We start from the raw sequence: 20,891 nt of genomic DNA on the forward strand, positions 1-20,891 counted from the left end.
GCCGGACACCGGATCGTATGGACGAGGATCGTCGGATGCTCCCCGCCGCGGACGTGCCCGCGGACGGGACGGTGCTGGTGACGTTGCGGCCGGTCGGTGACGTGTCCGTCGAGACCGGCGACCGCGGTGCCGACGGCGACGAACTGGAGGCGATGCTCATCGCGCTGGCGGACGGGATCGCCTGCTACCGAAACTACTGCCAACACTGGACCGACGTCCGGATCGACTCCGGCGACGGCGCCGCCGTTCGGAACGGGGAGATACTCTGTGAGAAACACGGCGCCTACTTCGAGTCCGGCACCGGCGTCTGCACCTTCGGCCCGTGTGAGGGCGCGGTCCTGGATGCGGTCGAGGTGGCGGTCCGCGACGGCGACGTCGTGTTGAGCGACCCCGACTACGCATTCGTTCGTCTCGGACCCGCCGAGCGGCCGGACGTCGAGGGCGGTTCCCGGATCGACTTCACCGGCTCGTAGCGTGCCGGTTCGTCGTTTCGTGGCGCCCGCCGGCACGTTCCTGCCGGCACGTTCCCGTCGGCACGTTCCCGCCGGCACGTTCCCGCCGGCACCATCGCCGCCCGGAGTAACATTCAGGTGCCGGTGTCGAGAACGTAGGGGTATGTCACCCGAGACCGGCGACGAGGACCGTGCCGACGGGACGGACGATGGACTGACCGAGGACGAGCTCCGGGAGCTCACCGACGGGCTCGTGAAACACTCCTCGGGCGGCGGCACGACGGTGTATAAAAACGCCGCCGGCGTCGGCTGCCCGAACCCGAACTGCGACCGCGGGATCTTCCGGACGCTGTTCGTCAGCGACACCGGGTGGCAGGAGCTCGGCGCGACCCGGGAGGGCGTGCATCTCTGTCTCACCTCGACCGACGAGAAACGCCTCGTCTTCATCCACGAGGAGTGATCCCGGTGGACGGCACGCCGGATCACGACGCCAACGCAGTCGACCGCGATGCCACCGACGCGGACGATTCCGCTCACGACGCGAACGATTCCGCTCACGACGCGAACGCCACCGACCGCGACACGCCCGGTGCGGGCGTCACGCCGGCAGCCCGCGAGATCACCCCGGCCGCGCCCGAGGAGTTCGGCCTCGTCCAGGTCTGGTGGGGCGACGGCAAGGGCAAGACGACCGCCGCGCTCGGGATGGGGGTCCGGGCGGCCGGCCACGGCTACCGGGTCCATCTCCTGCAGTTCATGAAGGGCGGTGCCGACTCGGTCGAGCCGGACCGCGGCGAGTACAACGCGATCGCCGCGCTGCCGGGACTGTCCTACGAGAACACGGGCCATTACGGCTGGCACGGGTTCCGCGACGGGTCGGCCGACGACGACCACGCCGCGAAGGCGGCCGGCGGGCTCGAGCGGGCCAGGGAGCTGATCGACGCGGCGGGCGACGCCGACCTGACCGCGCCGCTCCCCCTCTCGGGCGACCCTGAGGCGGGGGTTCACCTGCTGATCCTCGACGAGGTGCTGTACGCCGCCGACAGGGGACTCATCGATCCCGACGACGTCCGCGGGCTGATCGACGCGAAGCCGGACGCCCTCGAACTCGTGGTGACCGGGAGCCATACGCGTCCCGACTACCTGGAGGACGACGCCGACCTGATCACCCGCGTCGCGAAGGAGAAACACCCGATCGACGCCGGCCAGCGGGCGCGCAAGGGAACCGAGTTCTGATCCAATGACTCGCGTTCCGATCCGATGACGGCGGATCCTCACGATGCGCGCACGCTGCTGGTCGCCGGCACCGCGAGCCACGTCGGCAAGAGTACGGTCGCTGCCGGGCTGTGTCGACTGCTCGCCGACCGGGGCGTCGCGGTCGCGCCGTTCAAGGCGCAGAACATGTCGAACAACGCCCGGGCGGTTCCTCGCGCGACCGGATCCGGGTTCGGCGAGATCGGCGTCTCGCAGTACGCACAGGCGCGTGCGGCCCGCGTCCGTGCGACGACGGACCACAATCCCGTGCTGCTCAAGCCCCGCGGCGACGGGGAGTCGCAGGTGGTCGTGAACGGGACCGCGGTCGCCGACGCGCCGCCGGGCGAGTACTACGCGGACCACTGGGACGACGCACGAGCGGCGGTCGCGGAGGCCCACGCGCGGCTCGCGGCCGATGCGGACGTGGTCGTCGCCGAGGGGGCGGGGTCGATCGCGGAGATCAACCTCCACGATCGCGACCTCGCCAACGTCGAGACGGCCCGGATCGCCGACGCGGACGTCCTCCTGGTGGCCGACATCGAACGCGGCGGCGTCTTCGCCTCGCTCGTGGGGACCCTCGAACTGCTGCCGCCGGATCTCCGCGACCGGGTCGTTGGGGCCGTGATCACCAAGTTCCGCGGGGACCGCTCCCTGCTCGAACCGGGGATCGAGGCGTTCGAGGACCGGACGGGCGTGCCCGTTCGCGGCGTGATCCCATTCGACGACCCCGGGTTGCCGGCGGAGGACAGCGTCGACCTGCCGGCCGCGGACGCCCGACAGCCGGCGGTTCGCGGAGCCGATGACGGCGTCCCGTCGGCGAACGCCGTCACGATCGCCGTTCCGCGGCTGCCGCGGATCTCCAACTTCACGGACCTGGAACCGCTCGCCGCCGAGCCGGGCGTCCGCGTCCGGTACCTCCCGGTCGACCAGCGGCGGGACGACGCTCGCGAGGCGGCCACGCCGCTCGCGGACGCCGACGCGGTCGTGCTTCCGGGGACGAAGAACACCGTCGACGACCTGATCGACCTCCGGGAGTCCGGGCTCGCCGCCGCGATCCGCGCGTTCGAGGGGCCGATCGTCGGCCTCTGTGGCGGGTATCAGCTGCTCGGGGATCGGATCCTGAACGCCGGAATCGAGGGGACCGATGCCGACTCGACCGTCGAGGGGCTCGGCCTGTTGCCGGTCGAGACGGTCTTCTCCCGCGAGAAGCGCGTCGTCGAGACGGCGCTCCGGATCGACGGCGCCGGGCCGATCGCGGGCGCAAACGGGACGATCCGCGGGTACGAGATCCATATGGGCGAGACGCGCCCCGCCTCGCGCGCCGCGGCGACGACGGCTGATTCCCTCGCGACCCGCCGGGCGGATGCGGCCGATCCCGGCCGCGACTTCGACGCCCGTTCGTGGCTTCGAACGCCGTTCTCTTCGTCCGCCGAGGAAGCGTCCGGAACTGCGGCCGGTGGCCGCTCCGGAGTCGAACTCGGCGCCGCGGTGGGCGAGATGTCGGGCGTCGTCGGGACCTATCTCCACGGGATCTTCGAGGACTCCGGCGTTCGACGGACGTTCCTCAGGAACGTGGCAGCGTGCGCGGACGTTCCGACCGATCGGTTCGACCGGGACGCCGCCGAGGATCCGTCGCCGTACGATGCCGCCGCGAACCTCCTTCGCGAGCACGTCGCCGTCGACGGCCTCGTTCCGGACCGCTGCTGACTCCGGAATGACGATCGACCGTACGGAGGAGTCGAATCGGATCGACGACCGTCCGGCGGCGTGCCGGATGGCGTGGGTTTTTACCGTCCCGCGACGACGCGTCCACGTATGCGCGTCGCGTTCGTCTCGCTTTTCACCCCGCATCACGGCGACACGCCGCCGCGGCGCCGGACGCGACGAACCGCCCGTCAGCTCGCCGATCGCGGCCACGACGTCACGTGGCTCTGTGCCCAGTGGTGGGGCGGCGACCACGGGGCGTTCACCGAGGACGGGATCGACTACCGGCGTGTCGTCGCCGATCCCGACCCGACCGGGTTCGCGGTGCGGCTTCCGGCGGCGCTCCGGCGGGCCGACCCCGACGTGGTCCACGCCGTCAACAGCCCGCCCGGTGCCGCGCTCGCGGCCGCCACGAGCCGCCCCATCCACCGGGCGCCGGTCGTCGTCGACTGGTGGTGCGATCGGCCCGAGGACGGACGGCTCGCGTACGGGCTGCTCGCCCGGCGCGCCGACGCGGTCGTGGCGCCGGCACGGACGGTGGCGACCCGGGTCCGCGAACACGGCGCGCCCGACGACGCCGTCGAGACGATCCCCGAGAGCGTCGACCTCGACCTCGTCGAGTCCGCGCCCGTCGACGACCGCTTCGACGTCGTCTACTCCCGGCGGCTCGACCGCCACGCCAACGTCGAGTCGTTCCTGCTCGGGCTCGCGGAGCTGCGCGAGGCCGACTGGAGCGCGGCCGTCATCGGCGACGGCCCCGAGCGGTCGGCCGCCGAGGCGACCGCGGCGGAGCTCCGGATCGCGGACCGCGTTCGGTTCCTCGGCGACCGGCCGCTGCCGGAGCGCGTCGCGATTTTCAAGGGCGCCCACGTGTTCGCCCAGACGGCCCTCCGGGAGGCCTTCGCGTCCGAGCTCCTCCGGGCGCTCGCGTGTGGCTGCGTCGGCCTCGTCGAGTATCAGGCCGGGTCGAGCGCCCACGAGCTCGTGGAGGGCGACGACCGTGCGAGCCTCGTAACGAGCCCACAGGAGCTCGCCGCGGCGTTTCGGGACGCCGCCGCCCGACCACGCCGGACGGTCGGCGAGGGGTTCGAGACGTACGGTCGCCGGCCGATCCTGGAGCGGTATCTCGAGCGGTATCGGTCGCTGCTCGACGAGCGCGGGCAGCTGTAACCGGGCAGGGAATCCGAGTCCGAAAAGCGGGACTTCCGTCGCGGTCGGTCGCTACTCGCCGCCGCCCTCGCCGCCGTACCGGAGGAAGAAGAACGCCATCCCGAGCGTCGCGACCATCGCGATGAACGTGGCGACGCTGAGCGCCTTCGCGCCTTCGGGAACGAAGACGACGCCCGCCCCGCCGCCGTCGCCGCCGGTCGATTCGGTTTCGATGTCCCCGCCGACGGCGATGCCGCCGTGCATACCGACCTGGGAGTGGGGATCACACTGGTAGTGGGTGATGCCGGCGTCCTCCTCGGAGGTTTCGTACTCGAAGGTAAAGCCTTCCTCGCCGGTGATCTGGCTTTCGAAGGAGGCGGGGCCCTCGACCGCGTGGACGTTGTGGTCGCCGCCATTGCCCGTCCACTCCCAGACGATCGTCGTGCCGGGGTCGACCCACACTTTCGTCGGGTCGAACGCGAGGCCGTCGCCCGCACCGACCGCGATCGTTACCTCGTCCTGCCCGCGGGCGTCCGTGTAGCTGTTCACGTTCCCCTCGACCGACGAGGGCCAGACCGGAACCTCCTCCTGTGCCGACGCGGATCCGGCGACGCCGGCGGCGACCCCAGCCGCGGCGGCGGTGCCGCCGGCCGTGCGAAGCAGCGCCCGTCGCGAGACGTCCTCCGTGCTCATACCCGTGGCTTGGAGACGCCCTGTAGTGAATACTTTGGTTCGCGGTCCGCGGATCACGGGGACGGATCTCACGGTGCCGCACCGGTGAGACGTACGCCGAGCCACGCCGACGAGACGTACGCCGAGCCACGCCGGCGGGCGGCACACCACAAACTGTTAAGAGACTCGCGAGTCACCTCCCGAACAGTGATGCGGATGGGTGGCCGCCCGCTCGGGCGAACCGGGACGATCGACACGCGGGGCGCGACTAGCTGGTGCCCCGTCGGCGGCGGTCCCTGACCATGTCCACGAGCGCCCGGATCAAACGCGAGCTCGCGATCTACGGCGGTATCCTCGGCGCCGCCCTCGTCCTGGCCGGGCTGCTCGCCATCGGCGGCGCGGGATACGTCTACGCCAATCCGCCGGTGGAGGACCTTCCGCCCGAGGAGTACGACGTCCAGGAGTTCGGCGTGACGGTCTCCCACAGTGCGACGGTCACCGGCGAGACGCCACTGTACGCCGCGGGCGAGACGATCGAGAACAAGCCGGTGTACTTCACCAACTCGACGCCGGAACTGGACCTCACGGTCGAGACGAGCGTGCCGGAGGGACGGGACGTCGAGATCACGCATCGGCTCGTGGTGGTCCACCAGGGAACGTTCAACGACGCCCAGGTGTGGGAACGGCGGGAGACGCTGCTCGCCGAGGAGACCGTCGTCTCGGACGGCACCCACCAGTCGACGGCGTCGGTCGACGTCCCCGACCTCGTCGAGGAGGTGAACGGCTACGAGAACGCGATGGCCGGCGTCGGCAGCGTCTCGACCGAGATCCGGCTGGAAACGACCTACGTCTCCGACGCCGAGGGGGGCGGCACCTACGAGGGGACGCTCTCCGGAACGGTCCCGTTCGAGCTGGGCAACGACGCCTACTGGCTCGACGGCGATCTCTCGGCGAGCGCGACCGAGAGCCAGACGCGACGGCGGGGCACGCGCCAGCTCCCGCCGGACATGACGACGGTCTACGGCGGCCTCGGGGCCGGGATCGTCCTGATCCTGCTCGGCGCGGGACTGATCGCCTGGAACGTGCGGGGCCAGGACGTCCACGAGCTGGAGATGGAGGTGATCCGGTCGAAGTACGACGAGTGGATCTCGACCGGGGAGTTCCCCGCCGACTCCGACAAGCAGTACATCTACATCACGACCCTCGAGGACCTCGTCGACGTCGCCATCGACACGAACAAACGCGTCATCTACGATCCGGACCTGGAGACGTACAGCGTCGTCGACGACGACCTGATCTACTACCACGCCGCCGACCCCACCCAGATCGACTCCTGGGTCGGGCTCTCCGGCGGGCAGGGGTAGTCGGGACGGCGGTAGTCGAGACGCGCTCGGCTCGCCGGTCGCGCACGGCGCTGCGGTCGGCGATGTCGGACGGCGGGATTGGCTGAGCTATTTAAACCAGCGGCGGATCCGGACGCGGAGCGGCACCGGGTGTCGCCGCCGGTCGAGCCGGATGGGATCGATCCCGATCAGCGCGACGGCCAGCACGACGAACCCGACCCCCAGGAGGACGTCGATGACCACGATCGGCAGCCAGGGGTGGATCCCGTGTAGCGTCAGGATGACGCCGGTCGGCAGGAGCGCGAGGTACCGATGTTCCCGGATCGACGCCGTGTACACGCCGGTGTCGGGCGGCGCCTGGATCGTGACGGTGACGTTCGTCGTCTCGCCGCCGGGAACGGAGACGGTCTCCGGGGAGACGGTCACGCCGCCGCTCGTCGGCTCGATCACCCCCACGACCGGGAACGGACCGTTCGAGGGCACGACGTAGGTGACGTTCTTCGTCGTGCCCTGCTGGATGACGCTCGGGTTCTCGGAGGCGACCTCGGAGCTCACGAACTGGAAGGTGTGCGTTCCGGCGGGAACGACCATGCTGGCCGTCACCAGGAGGATCAACACGACCGCCATCGCCCCGATGACGGTCTGTGGCGTGATGGAGCCGGTCCACCGCGAGGTGTGGCGGTCGCGCCGCCGCGAGTCCGACCGCTCGGCGAGCGAGGCGAGCACGTAGGTGACGACGCCGAACCCGAACATGAGATAGACCGCCCCCTGGGTCCCGAGGAACGCCCTGGTGCCGAACGTGGACGCCAGGAACTGCTGGAGGGACCCAACCGCGCCGCTCGCGCCGGTGACGACGGTGCCGAATCCCGGGATCACCACGACGTTCCCGCCGATCTGGAGCGCCTTCGCCTCGATCCGTCCCGGATCGACCGGCGGCTCGGCGCCGTCCTGGTCGGTGACCGGGTTCGCGTCCCCGCGGGTGATGTAGCCCGACTCCGTCTCGCCGACCACCCGGTGCGTGACCAGCCCGCCGCCGTGGAGGTTGACCGCGTCGAAGACGATCACGTCGCCCGGTTCGACCGGACCCGCGACCTCGGTGGGGACCGCGATGAACCCGTCTCCGGGCTCCAGCGTCGGCGACATGCTCCCGGTTTCGACGTAGCTCACGCCCATCGGCTGGCCCAACGCCGCGCCCGCCAGTATCGAGAGCGCGATGAGGACCGCGATGATCGTGACGAGCCCGGTGAGGAGACGTGTGAGGTTCATCCTGAAGCGACGGCGATCGACGTGACGGGAGCCGGCACAGCGGCGGCGATGTGACGGCGTTCGGCGCGCCGACCGTCGGTGACCCTTACCGCGGGCCGGTCGCACGGGACGTCCGGTCGATCGTATGTACGTCCGCTACGTCCCCGACCGGAATGAAGCTGTCCCCGCGACCGTGGCTACGTGTGGTCACTCATCGACTGGCTGTGGTCACTCATCGGCTGTCCGCAGCCCGTCCATCGACTGGCCGTGGTTACCCGACGGACCGTTCGTTCGACCCGATTCGGGCGCGACGTCCCCAAATACTTCAGTTAACTAATTATATGTTCGCTACATATACGCCGACGATGATGAGTCCGGACCGCAAGCGCCGGCGGCTCACGTCGGGGAAACGGCGATGAGACCGACGTCGAGAGCGGATGATTCCGACCCGTTTGCCCCCTCCATCGCGGCGTTAACCGCGCTGACGCCGTGGTGGTGGTTCGGGGCGCTCGCGTTCTTCGGAGCCGGCGATCTCCTCACCACGGCGGTCGGGCTGTATCTGCCGACGATCGTCGAGGCAAGCCCCGTCGGGGTGTGGATCGTTCGATCGTTCGGCATCTGGACGATCGCGCCGGTCAAGGTCCTGCTGCTCGGCGGCTTCTTCACGCTGTGGGTCGCCGTGCCGCGCCCCCACAACGTGGGCATCCCGCTCGGGCTGTGCGCGCTGGGCGTCCTCGTTACCGGCTGGAATCTCTCGATCATCGTGCTGGGGCTCGTCTGACGCCGTCGGCGGTGCGGGAGACGCCATCGACGCGCCGGTGACTGGGTTCGTCGAGTCGACCACGATACCGGCGCAGCACGCCTCACGGCCGGATTTTGAGCTCATCGACAGGCTCAAGTCCGATCGGGCCGTTGTTTCCGTATCGAGTAGTATAAACGCGTTTACATAATTTCGGCTGGTCAACGGAACAATCAACGATGCCAACACTGGTCAAATGGGTGAGTCTGCTGGTCATCGTCACCAGCCTCTCGGCCATCGTGTTCGGAACCGGCGCCTTCTCGGCCGTGACCGCCGACCGGATCGGCGAGATCGATACGGCGAGCGACGAGTCCGCCCTGCTCGGCGTCGACGTCGAACGACCCGTGGAGGCAAGCGGCGGCAGCACGCTCGTCACGGTCACGAACAACGCCAATCAGCCGCTCGTCGTCGAGATCTCGCTCACCTCGAACACCGATCCGGGCGTCAGCATTCCGAACGGCCTCCAGCAAGCGACGCTTGCCCCCGGCGAGAGCACGACGTTCTCGGTCAACGTGAATCCCGCACGTCGGCCGGAAACGATCGAGTTCGATCTGACCGCCGTCGGCGAAGGGGGCGACGGCATCAGCGTGTCCCTTACGCGGTCGACCGTCGTCGAGGAGATCGACGTCGGGGCCTGTACCGGTCCGCGGCAGGTGTTCGATCGGAACGTCAACGGCGACATCGACGTCGACAACGGCTCCGTCGTGCTCTCGCCGACGGTGGCGGTGAACGGCGACGTGGACGCCGCCGAGTGCGTGATCGTCAAGGACAAGGGACGGATCGGCGGCGACGTGTCGGCCGGCGCGGCGGTCCAGCTCGGCTCGAGCGCTCAGATCAACGGCGCCATCGATGCGGGCGGTGACGTCACCCTCGGCGAGAAGGCTCAAGCCAAGGGCGACGTCGATACGGAGGGCGACGTTTCGGCCGGCGGGAAGTCACAGATCGGGGGCGACACGACCGCCGGCGGCGACGTCTCCGTCGGCTCGAAGGCCCAGATCAAGGGTGACGCCGATGCCGGCGGGAACGTGGACCTCGGCTCGAAGGCCCAGATCAAAGGGTCTGCGGACGCCGGCGGCGACGTCTCCGTCGGCTCGAAGGCCCAGATCGGGGGCGACACGACCGCCGGCGGGGACGTCGCTGCCGGCGAGAACGCGCAACTCAAGGGAGACACCGATGCCGGCGGGAGCATCTCGCTCGGTACCGGAGCGCAGATCAAAGGGTCGGCGGACGCCGGTGGCGGCATCTCGATCGGCGAGAACGCTCAGATCCAAGGCGCCGCGACCGCGGACGGCGGCGGCGTCTCCGTCGGTCGGAACGGCCAGATCAAGGGCGACGTCAGCGCGGCTGATGACGTCTCCCTGGGCGCGAACGCCCAGATCAAAGGCGACGCCGACGCCGGCGGCGACGTTTCGCTCGGCAGGAACGCCCAGGTCAAAGGCGATCTCACGGCCGGCAGCGGCCTCGAACTCGGCGAGAACGCGCGGGTCGACGGCGACGTCTCGATCGGCTCGCATACCACGCTGCGGATGGGTCCGAATTCGGCCATCACCGGCGAGGCCGAGGCCGACGACCCCTCGACGGTGACGATCGAATGCGCTCCCGGGGCGCGGATCGACGGGACGCCGTGTGACTCCTACACCTTTGGGTGATGGTCTCCGAACGAGTCGTTCGAAGCCGGACGGAGCGTGACTCACGGTCGGAGGCGGACTCCTCCCCGATTCACATCTCTCTCGGCTTTCCTGCCGAACGTAGTGAGACTGAAAGCCGAGAGAGGGATTTGAACACCGACGGTACGGCGCGGCGTTCTGCGGGGAGTACTCAGAAGCAAGCAATGGAACTCAAACCCACATCCCCGAGGGACGCACGGACTCGGTCCCTGAACAAGAAGCGAACTCACGTCACCGAGAAGACGATCTACAACTACGACACCGCACTCACGCGGCTTATCGAGTTCTTGGAGAACGAGGGAACCGCCGATATGCGTGACGTGAGCAGCGACACTATCGCACGGTTTGAGGAATGGCGGTTGGAGTCGGTCAAGCCGATCACCGCCCGGAACGATATGCGGACGATCCGGAATTTCATTCAGTTCTGCGAGTCCATACAGGCCGTCCCTATCGGGCTCCACGAACTCATCCAGATCACGAAGGTCAAACAGGAGGACGAGATCTGCGACGACGTACTACTCCGCGAGGAGGCAGTTCAGATCCTCGACCAACTTGAGAAGTACCAGTACGCGAGCCTCCGCCACGTCACCATCCGACTCCTGTGGAAGTGCGGAATGCGAATCAGCGGTCTCCGTACGCTTGACGTGGACGACTTTGATGAGGGACGGCCGGCGATCGAGATCCGACACCGGCCGGAGACAGGAACTCCTCTGAAGCGGAAACACAACAGCGAGCGGGACGTGCTGATCCGGCCCGACACCGCCGATGTGGTTGCCGACTTCATTCAGAACCGCCGGCCTGACGTGACCGACGACCACGACCGCGAGCCGCTAATTGCTACGGACTACGGGCAAGAAGTCCCCGAGTGAGAACCCCACTCCTGTGGATCCCTTGTTCGGTGAGATGTTTTATACCTGACAGGTTTGCCGGCGTAGTTCTTACATTGTAAGTTCTTCGTAGGTTATTTGTAAGCCTATCTCCTATATCTGGTATGGCCATAGAAAGCCGGCAATCTGAGTTGGAGAAGAACGACGGGAAAGTTCTGAATGTGCTTTTAGATGGCAGAGCAAATCCACTGCTCATACGTGACAAAACTGACTTGGACAAAGGCGAAACAAATACTATACTTGTTCGTCTCGGAAGACAGGGTTTTGTGAATCAAGTCACCCGTGGGTTGTATGAAATCACAGAGAAAGGAAAGTCGGCTATCTGTTCGTCTCAATCAAACCGAAGATTCCATCCTCCCATTAAAGAATCCGATAAAGAGACATTCCCGCTAAAGGCCAACGAAACCGAGCAGTCGGGGTATATGCAATGGATTTTATTAGGAGTAAATGATGAGGCAGGATTCTATTTTGATCGTACCAAAAGAACAGTTCATAAGGTCACTACTGATGAGGGCGAGTTGATTGAAGAAGATTCTTGGAGTATTCAGGATCGTGTTTATGGAGAATCAGCGTCGGAGCGTGTATTAACCTACGTTGAAGTAGAGCAAAGGGATCAAATATGGGACCGTTGGTCGGAGTATTCTCTTGCTATCAGCTTCGCTAATGCTATGAAAACGCTGGCTCCTACGTTGCTCTCGGATAGAGAATGTTTGGTATACTCAATGGTTCAGATATTTGATATTCAGGGCACAGACACACTTTCATTTACTGATGAAACTTCTATGAGTACGGCGTCAGAAACACGCAGAGTGGAGAGAAAATTGGAGGAAAGTCAAGATCTGTTAGAATGGATTCGTGGATATTCAGGAGCACTGATAGGGCCCTCAAAATAACCATCGCGCCGTTCTGTCGCAATTCGAACCTCGGTGAAGTTCTAACCACAGACGAGTTCACGGGAGGAGCTTTCACGCCGCCGTAGACGGCCGTAGCGCCAAAAGCGGCGAGGAAACAGCATTCCTATTCCCCGAAGCGATGATGGCGTGGTGGAGTTTCTGGAGCGTCTGGAGGCAGATCGTGCCGAGGTTGAGGAGACCGACATAGCCGAACTCGAAGCCGGGATCGATGATGCTGTGTACGACTTGTTCGACCTATCTGCGGAAGAACGCGCCGTCGTGGAAGACTACCTCGAAGTTTTCTAAGCTGGGTGGGTGGTCGGGGGGTGTTCTCACGCAAGATGGTCGTTTTTGTAACTTCTCATACATATGTATATCAATCAACACCCCCTAATTTCGGATACAATACGCGTTCTATCCCTCGATTATCCTTTCCAGCCTTTACTTTCACCCCGGTGCCAGTACAACTAAAATTCTCAAGCGCCACTTATTTGATATGGCATCAAGCCTGAATCTTGGCGACCTGCCAAGTTGGATTATGGTGTTGCTAATCGGTCTCGGTATCGTGTGGGCCACCTCTAATGGTGTCCTCGGTAGCGAGTATGAGTCGTGGGGTCGAATAATGATGATCGCTGCTGGTGGATTGGGGGCGTTCTACTTCTTGACCGATGTTGGCCGGAAGCTCTGAAAAAACAACCACAGACTCGGGGTAAACTACCATGAGATCAAAACGAAAGTCCGCCGGAGGATTGGTCGCGAAATTGGTTTTCGTGAAGCGAGCAATCGGTATTGTAGCAGTCTTAGGTGTGTTCTACCTAACGATCCCATGGGGAATAATGAACGTAGCAAGCCAAGGTGAAGACCTCACCACAGCCGAGTTCATGGGTGTTATCAACGTATGGGCGACAGGGCTGATAGAGAATATACTGCTCGTTGTTTTGTTGCTGTTCATCGCTGTACTCACGTATGGCCCTGAGGTACTCGACCTCGTGGGAGGTCCGGAAAGACAGAACTCACCACCAAGATATTGAGATCCCATCAACGATCTCGCCAGCGGTCAGAACCATTCTTCGGACAAACTACACCTATCTCAGAGTGTGATGTGTCCGGAAAGAGAGCCACATTGCGGTAGAACCGCCGTCGTCAACTTCCGTCCACCCTTGGACCAGTCCTACCCGAATCTACGCAGAATCGTATAGGATCAGGGCAAAATTCGAGATCGGTTCTCGGCCTAACTTGATGTCCCGCACGCAAGCCGCCTGACCGTGTTTTAACCGGTCTTCAGGGGTTATGGTGTCATTGTCGGAGCGTTCTATCGCAATGAAGTTACCAATGACCGGACCCCACCGGAGGCTCGCGCGCGCCAGCCATCCTTTATCAAAACCACGTCACAGCTCAACGGCGACCCCATTACCGAATCAAATGTTGGCGGCAATCCCGTCCGCGAGACCGAATCAAATGTCGTTCCTCGTGGGGTGCCTATATGCGAAAAGCAAAGTATGAGGGACTCTAACGGGTGATTGTACTCCCTCGCTGAACGAAGTGAAGCGAAAGCCGGAGGAGGGATTTGAACCCTCGACCTATTCCTTACGAAGGAATCGCTCTGCCAGCTGAGCTACTCCGGCGCGCGTACTCCCGTCTACCCGGATGAGGGAAATAAGGCTTCCGAAACCGCACCACGACGCCGCGGGAGAGCACGTCCCACACGCCCGGCTGTCGAGGCTGTCGCCGGCACACGCCCGTCGCTTCCGGGACTTCGCTGACCCGCGCGCGGCGGCCGAACCGTTCCGACTCACCGACGCGTCAGCCTGGCGTCGAGCCGGACGTTCAGCTCGTGGGGGGCGTACGACCGGACGACCCGCTCGGTTTCGACGGTCACGTCGTAGTCGTCCCCGGCGGCCTCCTCGATCGCGGTCCGTCCGGGCCCGAAGGGGTCGTCCTCGTGTTGGATGTCGTAGTAGTGGATCACGCAGTCATCGCCCGCCAGCGCCGCCGCGGTCTCGAGGAACTCGTCGGCCGAGTGCGGCAGGTTCATCACGATCCGGTCGGCCCACCCGGTCCAGTCGGTCGCGACCTCGCGGACGTCGCCGTGGACGGCCGTGATCCGGTCGGCGACGCCGTTTCGCGCCGCGTTCTCGCGGAGGTACGCGACGGCGCGCTCGTTCAGGTCGCAGGCGACCACCTCGGCGCCGGCGTCGGCCATCGGAATCGCGTAGGGGCCAACGCCGGCGAACATGTCGAACGCGTGCTCGTCCGGCTCGACCTGCTCGACGATGCGGCGGCGCTCGGTCGCGAGCCGCGGGGAGAAGTAGACCTCGGCGATGTCCAGCAGGAACTCGTGGCCGTACTCCCGGTGGACCGTCTCGGTCCCGTTCCCGGCGAGGACGTCCCACCGGCGGACGCGCAGCTCGCCCTCGATCGGCGAGGCACGGTTCACCACCGTCTCGCAGGGGATGTCCGAGGCCATCACCGCCTCGGCGATCTCGGCGGCGCGGTCCGGGTCCGCCTCGTCGACGATGACGACGTCGCCGAGCCGCTCGATCGACGGCTCGTACCCGAGCAAGTCAGCGGGCGTGGTGGGCGTCTCGCGCCGACCCGGTTCCCGGTCCACGACCGACTCCCGCAGCGACTCCGGGACGTCGGCCCGGTCGGTCACCGGCAGGTAGATCGTCCCGTCCGCGACGTCGATCTCGTACTCGCCGGCGAACGCGTCCGCCTCGGCCAGCCGGCGACGGACCTCCTCGCCGCGCTCGCGGGCGACGGCGACGCAGGGAACGGTCATTGTCGACTCGACGGGACGGGTCCAATAAGGCGTGACGGTTCGTGGGTCACGGCTCGACGGTCGCGGCCTGCAAACCGCCCTCGTCAGCCGGGGGGCCGATCTCGTCAGTCCGCGGACCGGTCCCGTCAGCCGGGGGACCGATCTCGTCGCCCGTCGACGACGAACTGGTCACCTTCGTCCGACGGCTGACCGCCATCGTCGTATTTTTCACGGCAGCCGGCGTTCTCTCTCGCGTGAACGGCGTTGTGAGTCTCCTCGCTGGCGTGGTGTTCGGGCTGGCGCTCGCGGCCCCGCCGGGGCCGATGAACGCGATCATCGCCGAGGAGGCCGCCTGGCGCGGCTGGCTCGCGGGACTCACCGCGGGACTGGGCGCGGCCAGCGCCGACGCCGTCTTCTTCGTCCTCGCGTACCTCGGCGTCGTCTCGATGGTCGAGTCGCTGCCCGCGCTGCGGGCCGCGATGGTCGGCCTCGGCGGCGTCCTGATGTTGTACTTCGCCTACGGCGCCGCGAACGGCGTTCGGGCGTCCTTCCGGCCGGGCGGCGGATCGCGTGTGGTCGCCGAGGAGAGCAAGGGCTTTCGCAAGGCGTTCGTGCTCGCGTTGACGAACCCCTATCAGGTCCTCTTCTGGCTCACCGTCGGCGTCGGCCTGCTTCGCCCGGGCACGCTCGACGTCCTCTCGTGGCTGCCGCTGGTCGGCGCGGATCTGGCCGGCACGTTCGTCGTCGCCACCGGCTCGCCGGCGCTCATCGTCGGCTTCTTCGCCGGCATCGGCGTCTGGATCGCCGGGTTCCCCGCGTCGATCGTCCTCGCCGAGCGCCGGATCGAGACGCTCGCGCCGGTCATCGCCGCCCTCTCGGCCGTCGTGCTGGCCGGCTTCGGCGTCTACTTCCTGTACGACGCCGGGTCGTTCGTGTACGCCGCGACCGCGTGAGCCGCGGTTCCGCCACCCAGTCCGCCGTGGACGGCGTCCGAGGCGGCCCGAAGCGGCAACGCCTTTGGACCCGGCCGTGAGACGTTCGGTATGTTCGAGAAGTCGACGTGGATCACGCTCCCGCGGAACGTGTTGCTCGGCCACGGCGTCCTCGAGGATCTCGGCGCGGCCCTCGAGGACCTCTACCTCACGGGGCGGCCGCTCGTCGTTACGAGTCCGACCCCGAACGAGCTGGCCGGCGACCGCGTCCGCGCGCAGCTGACCGACCCCGAGACGGCGGTCGTGGACGACGCCTCCTTCGCGGCGGTCGAGGAGGTCGTCGACGTCGCGGAGGCGGTCGACCCCGGCTATCTCGTCGCGCTCGGCGGCGGCAAGCCGATCGACACCGCAAAGATGGCCGCCCATCGGCTCGGCGTCGGGTTCGTCTCGGTCCCGACCGCCGCCTCCCACGACGGGATCGTCTCCGGTCGGTCGTCGATCCCGGAAGGCGATACGCGCCACTCGGTGGCGGCCGACCCGCCGCTTGCGGTCGTCGCGGACACCGAGCTGCTCGCGGACGCCCCCTGGGAGCTGACGACCGCCGGCTGTGCGGACATCATCTCGAACTACACCGCAGTCAAGGACTGGCGGCTCGCCCGGCGGCTGCGGAACGTGGAGTACTCCGAGTACGCGGGCGCGCTCTCGGAGATGACGGCGGAGCTGCTCGTCGCGAGCGCCGACTCGATCAAGCCCGGCCTCGAGGAGTCCTCGTGGCTCGTCGCGAAGGCGCTCGTCTCCTCGGGCGTCGCGATGTCGATCGCCGGATCCTCGCGGCCGGCCTCCGGCGCCGAACACCTCATCTCCCACCAGCTCGACCGGATCGCGCCCGGCAAGGCGCTGCACGGCCATCAGGTCGGCGTCGGTTCGATCCTGACCGAGTACCTCCACAGTGGCGAGGAGGGCGAGTGGCGGTCCATCCGCGACGCGCTCGCGAGCATCGACGCGCCGACGACCGCGGCGGAGCTGGGCGTGACCGACGAGGAGCTGATCCGCGCGCTCACCACCGCCCACGAGATCCGCGACCGCTACACGATCCTCGCCGGCGGGGTCACCGAGGCAGCGGCGATCGAGACTGCGACGGCGACCGACGTGATCTGAGGCCGCTGCCGGGCCGGTCGGCGGTCGGCCTCCGTGACCGGGCTCCGCCGAAGCTCGTAGCCGGAACCAAAGACGGATTACGTGTCTCCCCGAACCAACGACTATGGTAGTCGACGGTCTCCGCCAGTGGGCGAAACGTCACCCGGCAGCCCTCACCGGGATCCTCACCGTCGTCGGGTACGGCGTCGTCCTCGGCGTCTTCCTCGTTCCCTCGTTTCAGGCGTTGTTTCCGGACCTCTCCCGGTCGACGATCGACCTCCTCACGCACGCGATCGCCGTGGTGAACTCGATCACGATCGTCACGCTGGCGCTCGGCTGGTATTTCATCCGGGCCGGCGACGTCGAGAAACACCGGGCCGCGATGGGGACCTCCTTTTTCCTGATCGTGACGTTCCTCGGGATCTACGTCCCGCGGGTCGCCGGCGGCGGCACGAAGCATTTCGAAGGTCCGGAACTCGTCACCTATGCCTACTTCGTGATGCTTGCGGTCCACATCCTCCTGTCCATCCTCGCCGTCCCCATCGTCCTGTACGCGATCATCCTCGGACTCACACACACCGAGCGCGAGCTCCGGACCGAGACGCCGCACGCGCGCGTCGGGCGGATCGCCGCCGGGTCCTGGCTCCTCTCGCTGGTGCTCGGCGTGATCACGTACCTCCTGTTGAACCACGTCTACTCGTACACGTACTGACCGCGACCGACTCACGACTCCCGCGCGAAGATGTTGGTTGCCCGCCAGAAGACGACCTCCTCGCCGTCGCCGTTCTCCGCACGGACCTCGTTCTCGATGTAGCCGCGGTCGTCACGCGAGCTCGAGGGCGTCTTCTCGGCGATCCGGTGATACGCGTGGATCGTGTCGCCGGCGCGGACCGGCGTGCGCCAGCGGAGCTCCTCGAGCCCGAACGAGCCGATGCTCGCCGTCTCGCTCAGGAAGCCGTCGACGAGCAGCCGCATACAGACGCTCGCCGTGTACCAGCCGCTGGCGATGAGCCCGTCGTAGATCGTCTCCGCGGCGACGGACTCGTCGACGTGGATGGGCTGTGGGTCGTACTGCCGCGCGAACTCCACCATCTCGTCCCGCGACACCGTGTACGAGCCGAGATCGCGTTCCGCGTCCGTCTCCAGGTCCTCGAAGTACAGCGTCGACATTCCGACACACGGTTCTTCCCGACGGGCAAAAGGGATCGCTTCCCGGTCGGCGCTGCCGAGGGCCTCCATCCGCCTCGCGGTGGGTTCACCGTTTTCCGGCCGCGTCCGTCGAGCGTGTCGGGGGGTTTTTGCCGTCCCCCGCTTCAACCCGTGATATGGACCTCTCGGGTCATCGGGTGGCGGTCGTCGGCGCGGACCGTGGCATCCCCGGGACCGTTCGCCGGCTCGGCGGCTCGGTCGTCGAGCCGGCGAACGCCGACCTGGTCGTCGCGGTTGACGAGGCGGGATTCCGTCGTGCAGCCCTCGCGGCCCCGGAGACGCCGCTGCTTGCCGTGACGACCGGCGACGTTCACTACGCGACCTCGGTTGACGACGCGGCGGCGGCGATCGAGGCCGTCCTCACCGGGGATCGAACGCTCGTCGACCACCCGATCGTCGGGGTGACGGTCGACGGCGAGCGGGTCGGCCGGGTGCTGCTCGAGGTGACCCTCCTCACGAGCGAGCCGGCGCGGATATCCGAATACGGCGTCGCGACCGACGGGACGACGCTACAGACGTTCCGCGCGGACGCCGTGACCGTCGCGACGCCCGCCGGCAGCGCCGGCTACGCGCGCGCGGCCGGCGGGCCGGTCGTCCGCCCGAACGCCGGCCTCGCGGTCGTTCCGGTCGCCTCCTTCACGACGCACGCCGACACGCTGGTCCTTCCCGGACCGGTGACGCTTTCGGTCGAACGGGACGACGAACCCGTTTCGATCGTCGTCGACGGCGACGACCGGGGGACGGTGCCGACGCACGCGCCGATCGTCGTCCGGACCATCGACCACGTGCCGGTGGTCAGCCCCGCTCCCCGCGTGGACTGACCCGTGCAGTCGCGGCCGGGGTCGCCAGCGTGGCCGAGGGCGCGCAGCGTGGCCGGACTCGTCCGCGCAGTCGCGGTCGGATCGGGTTCCACGGTCGGGTGCCGTCGGCCGTCGGCGAGCATCGATTGGAAAAACTCTAATGAGTCGTCGTCCCAGGTATGGGTATGGACCCACTGCAGTTCCTCGTTCCCCTGGACTGGCTCGCCGTCGTGGGACCGGCGCTCCCGTTCGCCATCCTCGTGATGGCGCTCGCAAACGTCGCCACGCGTCACCGCGCTCATTCCAAACACGTCGAACAGGCGGCCGACGGCGACAGCGTCGACCGCTATTTCCCGCACGTCTTCACGACCGTCGGGCTCGTGCTGGTGAGCTTCCTGTTCACCCTCGTCCAGCCCACCGGCGGGGCGATAATCTCGGTGGTCGCGGCGACCGTTCTCCTCGCGGACGTCTTCGAGTTCGAGGCCAGGAACGTCGAGGCACGAAACGAGCTGGAGATCGAGCGGCCGAAGAGTTCCATCGCGGCCTCCTCGATCGTCGTCATCTACGCGATCTATTACTCCCTCGTCGCCCTCGACGCGACGTTCTGGTCCGGGCTGTTCGCCTGACGTCGAGACCGCTCCGTCCGTCTCGCCGCGTCTCATTCGGCCGTGTGGTCGGCATCAGGATCGAACGGAACGACTGTACCGATCCGTTGAACCCACTCCTCCCCTTCGGTCGCTCCGTTGAGGGCGAGGCTTGGCGCCTATCCCACCGCTACGGGATCGGGGAGACCCCAAATATACCCCTCCTCAGCAACAACCTCGTGGTATGGCTGAGAACTGTGATAAGTGTGGGACTGAACTTGACTCCTCCCAGGCCCGCCACCAGCACTACCGAGTCGAGCATGCGTCGGATTCGGTCGAGACGCTGACGGGCCGTCTGTGTTCGGATTGTTTCTGGGCGTTCAACGAGTGGCTCGAAACGAAGGAGGCCACGTGACATCCCCCCTGCCCTAAGGGATTCCCGGAGGAGATATTCAGGGTGTGCGTTTCCTCGGGATTTAACTACAGCTCACCGACTCCGGATCGCAACGGAACCGCCGATCCGTGTTCCGATCGTCGGATCCGGTGACTGATCGGTCCCGCTCAGTTCGGCGACTCGGTTACGCTGCGGCGCGTCTCGCGCAGGGCGGGGATCACGACCCAGTAGACCAACGCGCCGAGGAGCATCAGCCACAGGGACACGTCGCCGGCGAAGATGCCGATCGCCTGGTACACGTTGTTCGGCTCGATCGCCGCCGCGGTCAGCTGTTCGATGGCGTAGTACTCGGGGGTCCGGTACCAGCCGGCGAAGATGAACCACCCGAGGGCACCGACCATCGACAGGGTCAGTCCTTTGATGAACTCGTCGGCCATTGGTTCATTCTTCGCCGGAGTCCTCTTGAGACTTTCCCATTCCCCGTGCTCGAAACCGGGTCCCGAAGACGTAGACGGCCGACCCGAACACGATCGAGACGAGCCCGGCGGCCGCCAACGCGGCAGTGAGCACGTCCGCGCTCGGCGTGAGGCCGACGCTCGCGAGCGCTCCGCCGATCACCGTCCGGAGCAGGCTCACCTGCAGCGTCGCGGCGTCGATCAGGATGAACCCGCCGACGAATGCAATGATCGCGATGAGCGTCGAGAAGACGGTCACCGTCTTGTACAGCCGCAGCGGCACGACGATCTCCCGTCCGCCCGGCCCCTCGGTCGGCCCGGTCGGTTCGGGCTCGGCGTCCGCCTCACGCTCGGCTTTCGGCACGGGATCGCCGGTCGCGTCGACGTCCCGGTCGGTCTCGGTGCGTCCGCCGTCCGATCGGCGCCGGTCGTCGTGGTCGGATCTCGTCTGGGACATCGGTGACGGTCGTGTCAACGTGGTCCATCGTCGCCCGCGGCGGCGGTGGGCGGTTGCGGTGGATGGTTGGCCGTGGATGGGTAGCGATGGATGAGTGGCG

At 66.7% G+C, this 20,891-nt stretch carries 25 protein-coding genes, 1 tRNA gene and 1 pseudogene; 19 read left to right on the top strand and 8 right to left on the bottom strand.

Annotated elements, in window-relative coordinates; translation table 11 throughout:
* Positions 1-17: 17 nt before the first annotated feature.
* The 5 genes from BLV25_RS08215 (at position 18) to BLV25_RS08235 (ending at position 4,577) form a co-directional block, all read left to right on the top strand.
* Entirely contained in the window at positions 18-473 is a 456-nt protein-coding gene (locus BLV25_RS08215) for a Rieske (2Fe-2S) protein (protein ID WP_021075178.1), read from the top strand.
* 142 nt (positions 474-615) lie between these two features.
* Complete coding sequence (locus BLV25_RS08220) at positions 616-912, top strand: DUF7385 family protein (protein WP_021074568.1); 297 nt, start codon at positions 616-618, stop codon at positions 910-912.
* A 5-nt stretch (positions 913-917) separates the two neighbouring features.
* Complete coding sequence (locus BLV25_RS08225; RefSeq protein ID WP_092732493.1) at positions 918-1,685, top strand: cob(I)yrinic acid a,c-diamide adenosyltransferase; 768 nt, start codon at positions 918-920, stop codon at positions 1,683-1,685.
* A gap of 24 nt (positions 1,686-1,709) precedes the next feature.
* Entirely contained in the window at positions 1,710-3,410 is a 1,701-nt protein-coding gene (locus BLV25_RS08230) for a cobyric acid synthase (protein ID WP_092732101.1), read from the top strand.
* Positions 3,411-3,518: 108 nt separating this feature from the next.
* Entirely contained in the window at positions 3,519-4,577 is a 1,059-nt protein-coding gene (locus tag BLV25_RS08235; RefSeq protein ID WP_092732104.1) for a glycosyltransferase, read from the top strand.
* Positions 4,578-4,628: 51 nt separating this feature from the next.
* Here the strand turns inward: BLV25_RS08235 and BLV25_RS08240 are convergent, their stop codons facing one another.
* Positions 4,629-5,249 carry a halocyanin domain-containing protein gene (locus tag BLV25_RS08240; RefSeq protein WP_092732107.1) on the bottom strand — a complete coding sequence of 207 codons (621 nt, stop codon included), beginning with the start codon at positions 5,247-5,249 and terminating at the stop codon, positions 4,629-4,631.
* A gap of 281 nt (positions 5,250-5,530) precedes the next feature.
* Between BLV25_RS08240 and BLV25_RS08245 the strand changes: the two genes are divergently transcribed.
* A complete protein-coding gene (locus BLV25_RS08245; RefSeq protein WP_021074561.1) occupies positions 5,531-6,592 on the top strand; it encodes a DUF5305 domain-containing protein in 1,062 nt (353 codons plus the stop codon).
* Between the two features lie 87 nt (positions 6,593-6,679).
* Here BLV25_RS08245 and BLV25_RS08250 read toward each other — a convergent pair whose 3' ends face one another.
* Positions 6,680-7,837, bottom strand: a complete 1,158-nt coding sequence (locus tag BLV25_RS08250) for a signal peptidase I (RefSeq protein WP_092732110.1) — start codon at positions 7,835-7,837, stop codon at positions 6,680-6,682.
* Positions 7,838-8,231: 394 nt separating this feature from the next.
* Between BLV25_RS08250 and BLV25_RS08255 the strand changes: the two genes are divergently transcribed.
* From BLV25_RS08255 to BLV25_RS16710, 7 genes and pseudogenes are all read left to right on the top strand, one after another.
* Positions 8,232-8,597 (top strand): hypothetical protein, encoded by a 366-nt coding sequence (locus BLV25_RS08255; RefSeq protein WP_021074559.1) that lies wholly within the window; start codon positions 8,232-8,234, stop codon positions 8,595-8,597.
* A gap of 197 nt (positions 8,598-8,794) precedes the next feature.
* Positions 8,795-10,264: a polymer-forming cytoskeletal protein gene (locus tag BLV25_RS08260; protein WP_092732113.1), complete on the top strand. Its 1,470-nt coding sequence runs from the start codon at positions 8,795-8,797 to the stop codon at positions 10,262-10,264.
* A gap of 182 nt (positions 10,265-10,446) precedes the next feature.
* Positions 10,447-11,151, top strand: a complete 705-nt coding sequence (locus BLV25_RS08265; RefSeq protein WP_256335680.1) for a tyrosine-type recombinase/integrase — start codon at positions 10,447-10,449, stop codon at positions 11,149-11,151.
* Between the two features lie 122 nt (positions 11,152-11,273).
* Positions 11,274-12,062, top strand: a complete 789-nt coding sequence (locus tag BLV25_RS17360; protein WP_176819456.1) for a hypothetical protein — start codon at positions 11,274-11,276, stop codon at positions 12,060-12,062.
* A gap of 70 nt (positions 12,063-12,132) precedes the next feature.
* Positions 12,133-12,368 (top strand): annotated as a pseudogene (locus BLV25_RS08275) (hypothetical protein); the annotation flags it as partial.
* Positions 12,369-12,558: 190 nt separating this feature from the next.
* On the top strand, positions 12,559-12,750 hold the full coding sequence (locus tag BLV25_RS08280) for a hypothetical protein (protein ID WP_092732116.1): 192 nt from the start codon (positions 12,559-12,561) through the stop codon (positions 12,748-12,750).
* Between the two features lie 118 nt (positions 12,751-12,868).
* Positions 12,869-13,093 (top strand): hypothetical protein, encoded by a 225-nt coding sequence (locus tag BLV25_RS16710; RefSeq protein WP_176819457.1) that lies wholly within the window; start codon positions 12,869-12,871, stop codon positions 13,091-13,093.
* Between the two features lie 521 nt (positions 13,094-13,614).
* Here the strand turns inward: BLV25_RS16710 and BLV25_RS08285 are convergent.
* The 3 genes from BLV25_RS08285 to BLV25_RS17855 all read right to left on the bottom strand — a co-directional run bounded on the left by BLV25_RS08285 (position 13,615) and on the right by BLV25_RS17855 (position 15,016).
* Positions 13,615-13,687: transfer RNA gene (locus BLV25_RS08285), tRNA-Thr, on the bottom strand.
* Between the two features lie 167 nt (positions 13,688-13,854).
* Entirely contained in the window at positions 13,855-14,844 is a 990-nt protein-coding gene (locus BLV25_RS08290; protein ID WP_092732119.1) for a class I SAM-dependent methyltransferase, read from the bottom strand.
* Between the two features lie 46 nt (positions 14,845-14,890).
* Positions 14,891-15,016 carry a hypothetical protein gene (locus BLV25_RS17855; RefSeq protein ID WP_256335683.1) on the bottom strand — a complete coding sequence of 42 codons (126 nt, stop codon included), beginning with the start codon at positions 15,014-15,016 and terminating at the stop codon, positions 14,891-14,893.
* Between the two features lie 61 nt (positions 15,017-15,077).
* Here BLV25_RS17855 and BLV25_RS08295 point away from each other — a divergent pair, with 61 nt between their 5' ends.
* The 3 genes from BLV25_RS08295 to BLV25_RS08305 all read left to right on the top strand — a co-directional run bounded on the left by BLV25_RS08295 (position 15,078) and on the right by BLV25_RS08305 (position 17,604).
* Complete coding sequence (locus BLV25_RS08295) at positions 15,078-15,776, top strand: LysE family translocator (RefSeq protein ID WP_092732121.1); 699 nt, start codon at positions 15,078-15,080, stop codon at positions 15,774-15,776.
* Positions 15,777-15,866: 90 nt separating this feature from the next.
* Positions 15,867-16,913, top strand: coding sequence for an NAD(P)-dependent glycerol-1-phosphate dehydrogenase (locus BLV25_RS08300; protein WP_039400391.1), 1,047 nt, complete (start codon positions 15,867-15,869; stop codon positions 16,911-16,913).
* 103 nt (positions 16,914-17,016) lie between these two features.
* Positions 17,017-17,604 carry a DUF420 domain-containing protein gene (locus BLV25_RS08305; protein WP_092732124.1) on the top strand — a complete coding sequence of 196 codons (588 nt, stop codon included), beginning with the start codon at positions 17,017-17,019 and terminating at the stop codon, positions 17,602-17,604.
* Positions 17,605-17,615: 11 nt separating this feature from the next.
* On the opposite strand, the gene BLV25_RS08310 is transcribed toward BLV25_RS08305, so the two are convergent.
* Positions 17,616-18,062 carry a MaoC family dehydratase gene (locus BLV25_RS08310; RefSeq protein ID WP_092732127.1) on the bottom strand — a complete coding sequence of 149 codons (447 nt, stop codon included), beginning with the start codon at positions 18,060-18,062 and terminating at the stop codon, positions 17,616-17,618.
* Between the two features lie 155 nt (positions 18,063-18,217).
* On the opposite strand from BLV25_RS08310, the gene BLV25_RS08315 reads away from it, so the two are divergent.
* The 3 genes from BLV25_RS08315 (at position 18,218) to BLV25_RS17365 (ending at position 19,900) form a co-directional block, all read left to right on the top strand.
* Positions 18,218-18,922: an NAD(+)/NADH kinase gene (locus tag BLV25_RS08315; RefSeq protein WP_092732130.1), complete on the top strand. Its 705-nt coding sequence runs from the start codon at positions 18,218-18,220 to the stop codon at positions 18,920-18,922.
* Positions 18,923-19,086: 164 nt separating this feature from the next.
* Complete coding sequence (locus BLV25_RS08320; RefSeq protein WP_021072967.1) at positions 19,087-19,527, top strand: DUF7313 family protein; 441 nt, start codon at positions 19,087-19,089, stop codon at positions 19,525-19,527.
* A 202-nt stretch (positions 19,528-19,729) separates the two neighbouring features.
* Positions 19,730-19,900: a hypothetical protein gene (locus BLV25_RS17365; protein WP_021072966.1), complete on the top strand. Its 171-nt coding sequence runs from the start codon at positions 19,730-19,732 to the stop codon at positions 19,898-19,900.
* A 146-nt stretch (positions 19,901-20,046) separates the two neighbouring features.
* Here BLV25_RS17365 and BLV25_RS08325 read toward each other — a convergent pair whose 3' ends face one another.
* Entirely contained in the window at positions 20,047-20,316 is a 270-nt protein-coding gene (locus BLV25_RS08325; protein ID WP_021072965.1) for a DUF7314 family protein, read from the bottom strand.
* A gap of 4 nt (positions 20,317-20,320) precedes the next feature.
* Positions 20,321-20,791: a DUF7315 family membrane protein gene (locus tag BLV25_RS08330; protein WP_256335684.1), complete on the bottom strand. Its 471-nt coding sequence runs from the start codon at positions 20,789-20,791 to the stop codon at positions 20,321-20,323.
* Between the last annotated feature and the right edge of the window lie 100 nt (positions 20,792-20,891).

Origin of the sequence: Halopenitus persicus (assembly GCF_900107205.1) — an archaeon.
GTDB classification, from domain to species: Archaea; Halobacteriota; Halobacteria; order Halobacteriales; family Haloferacaceae; genus Halopenitus; species Halopenitus persicus.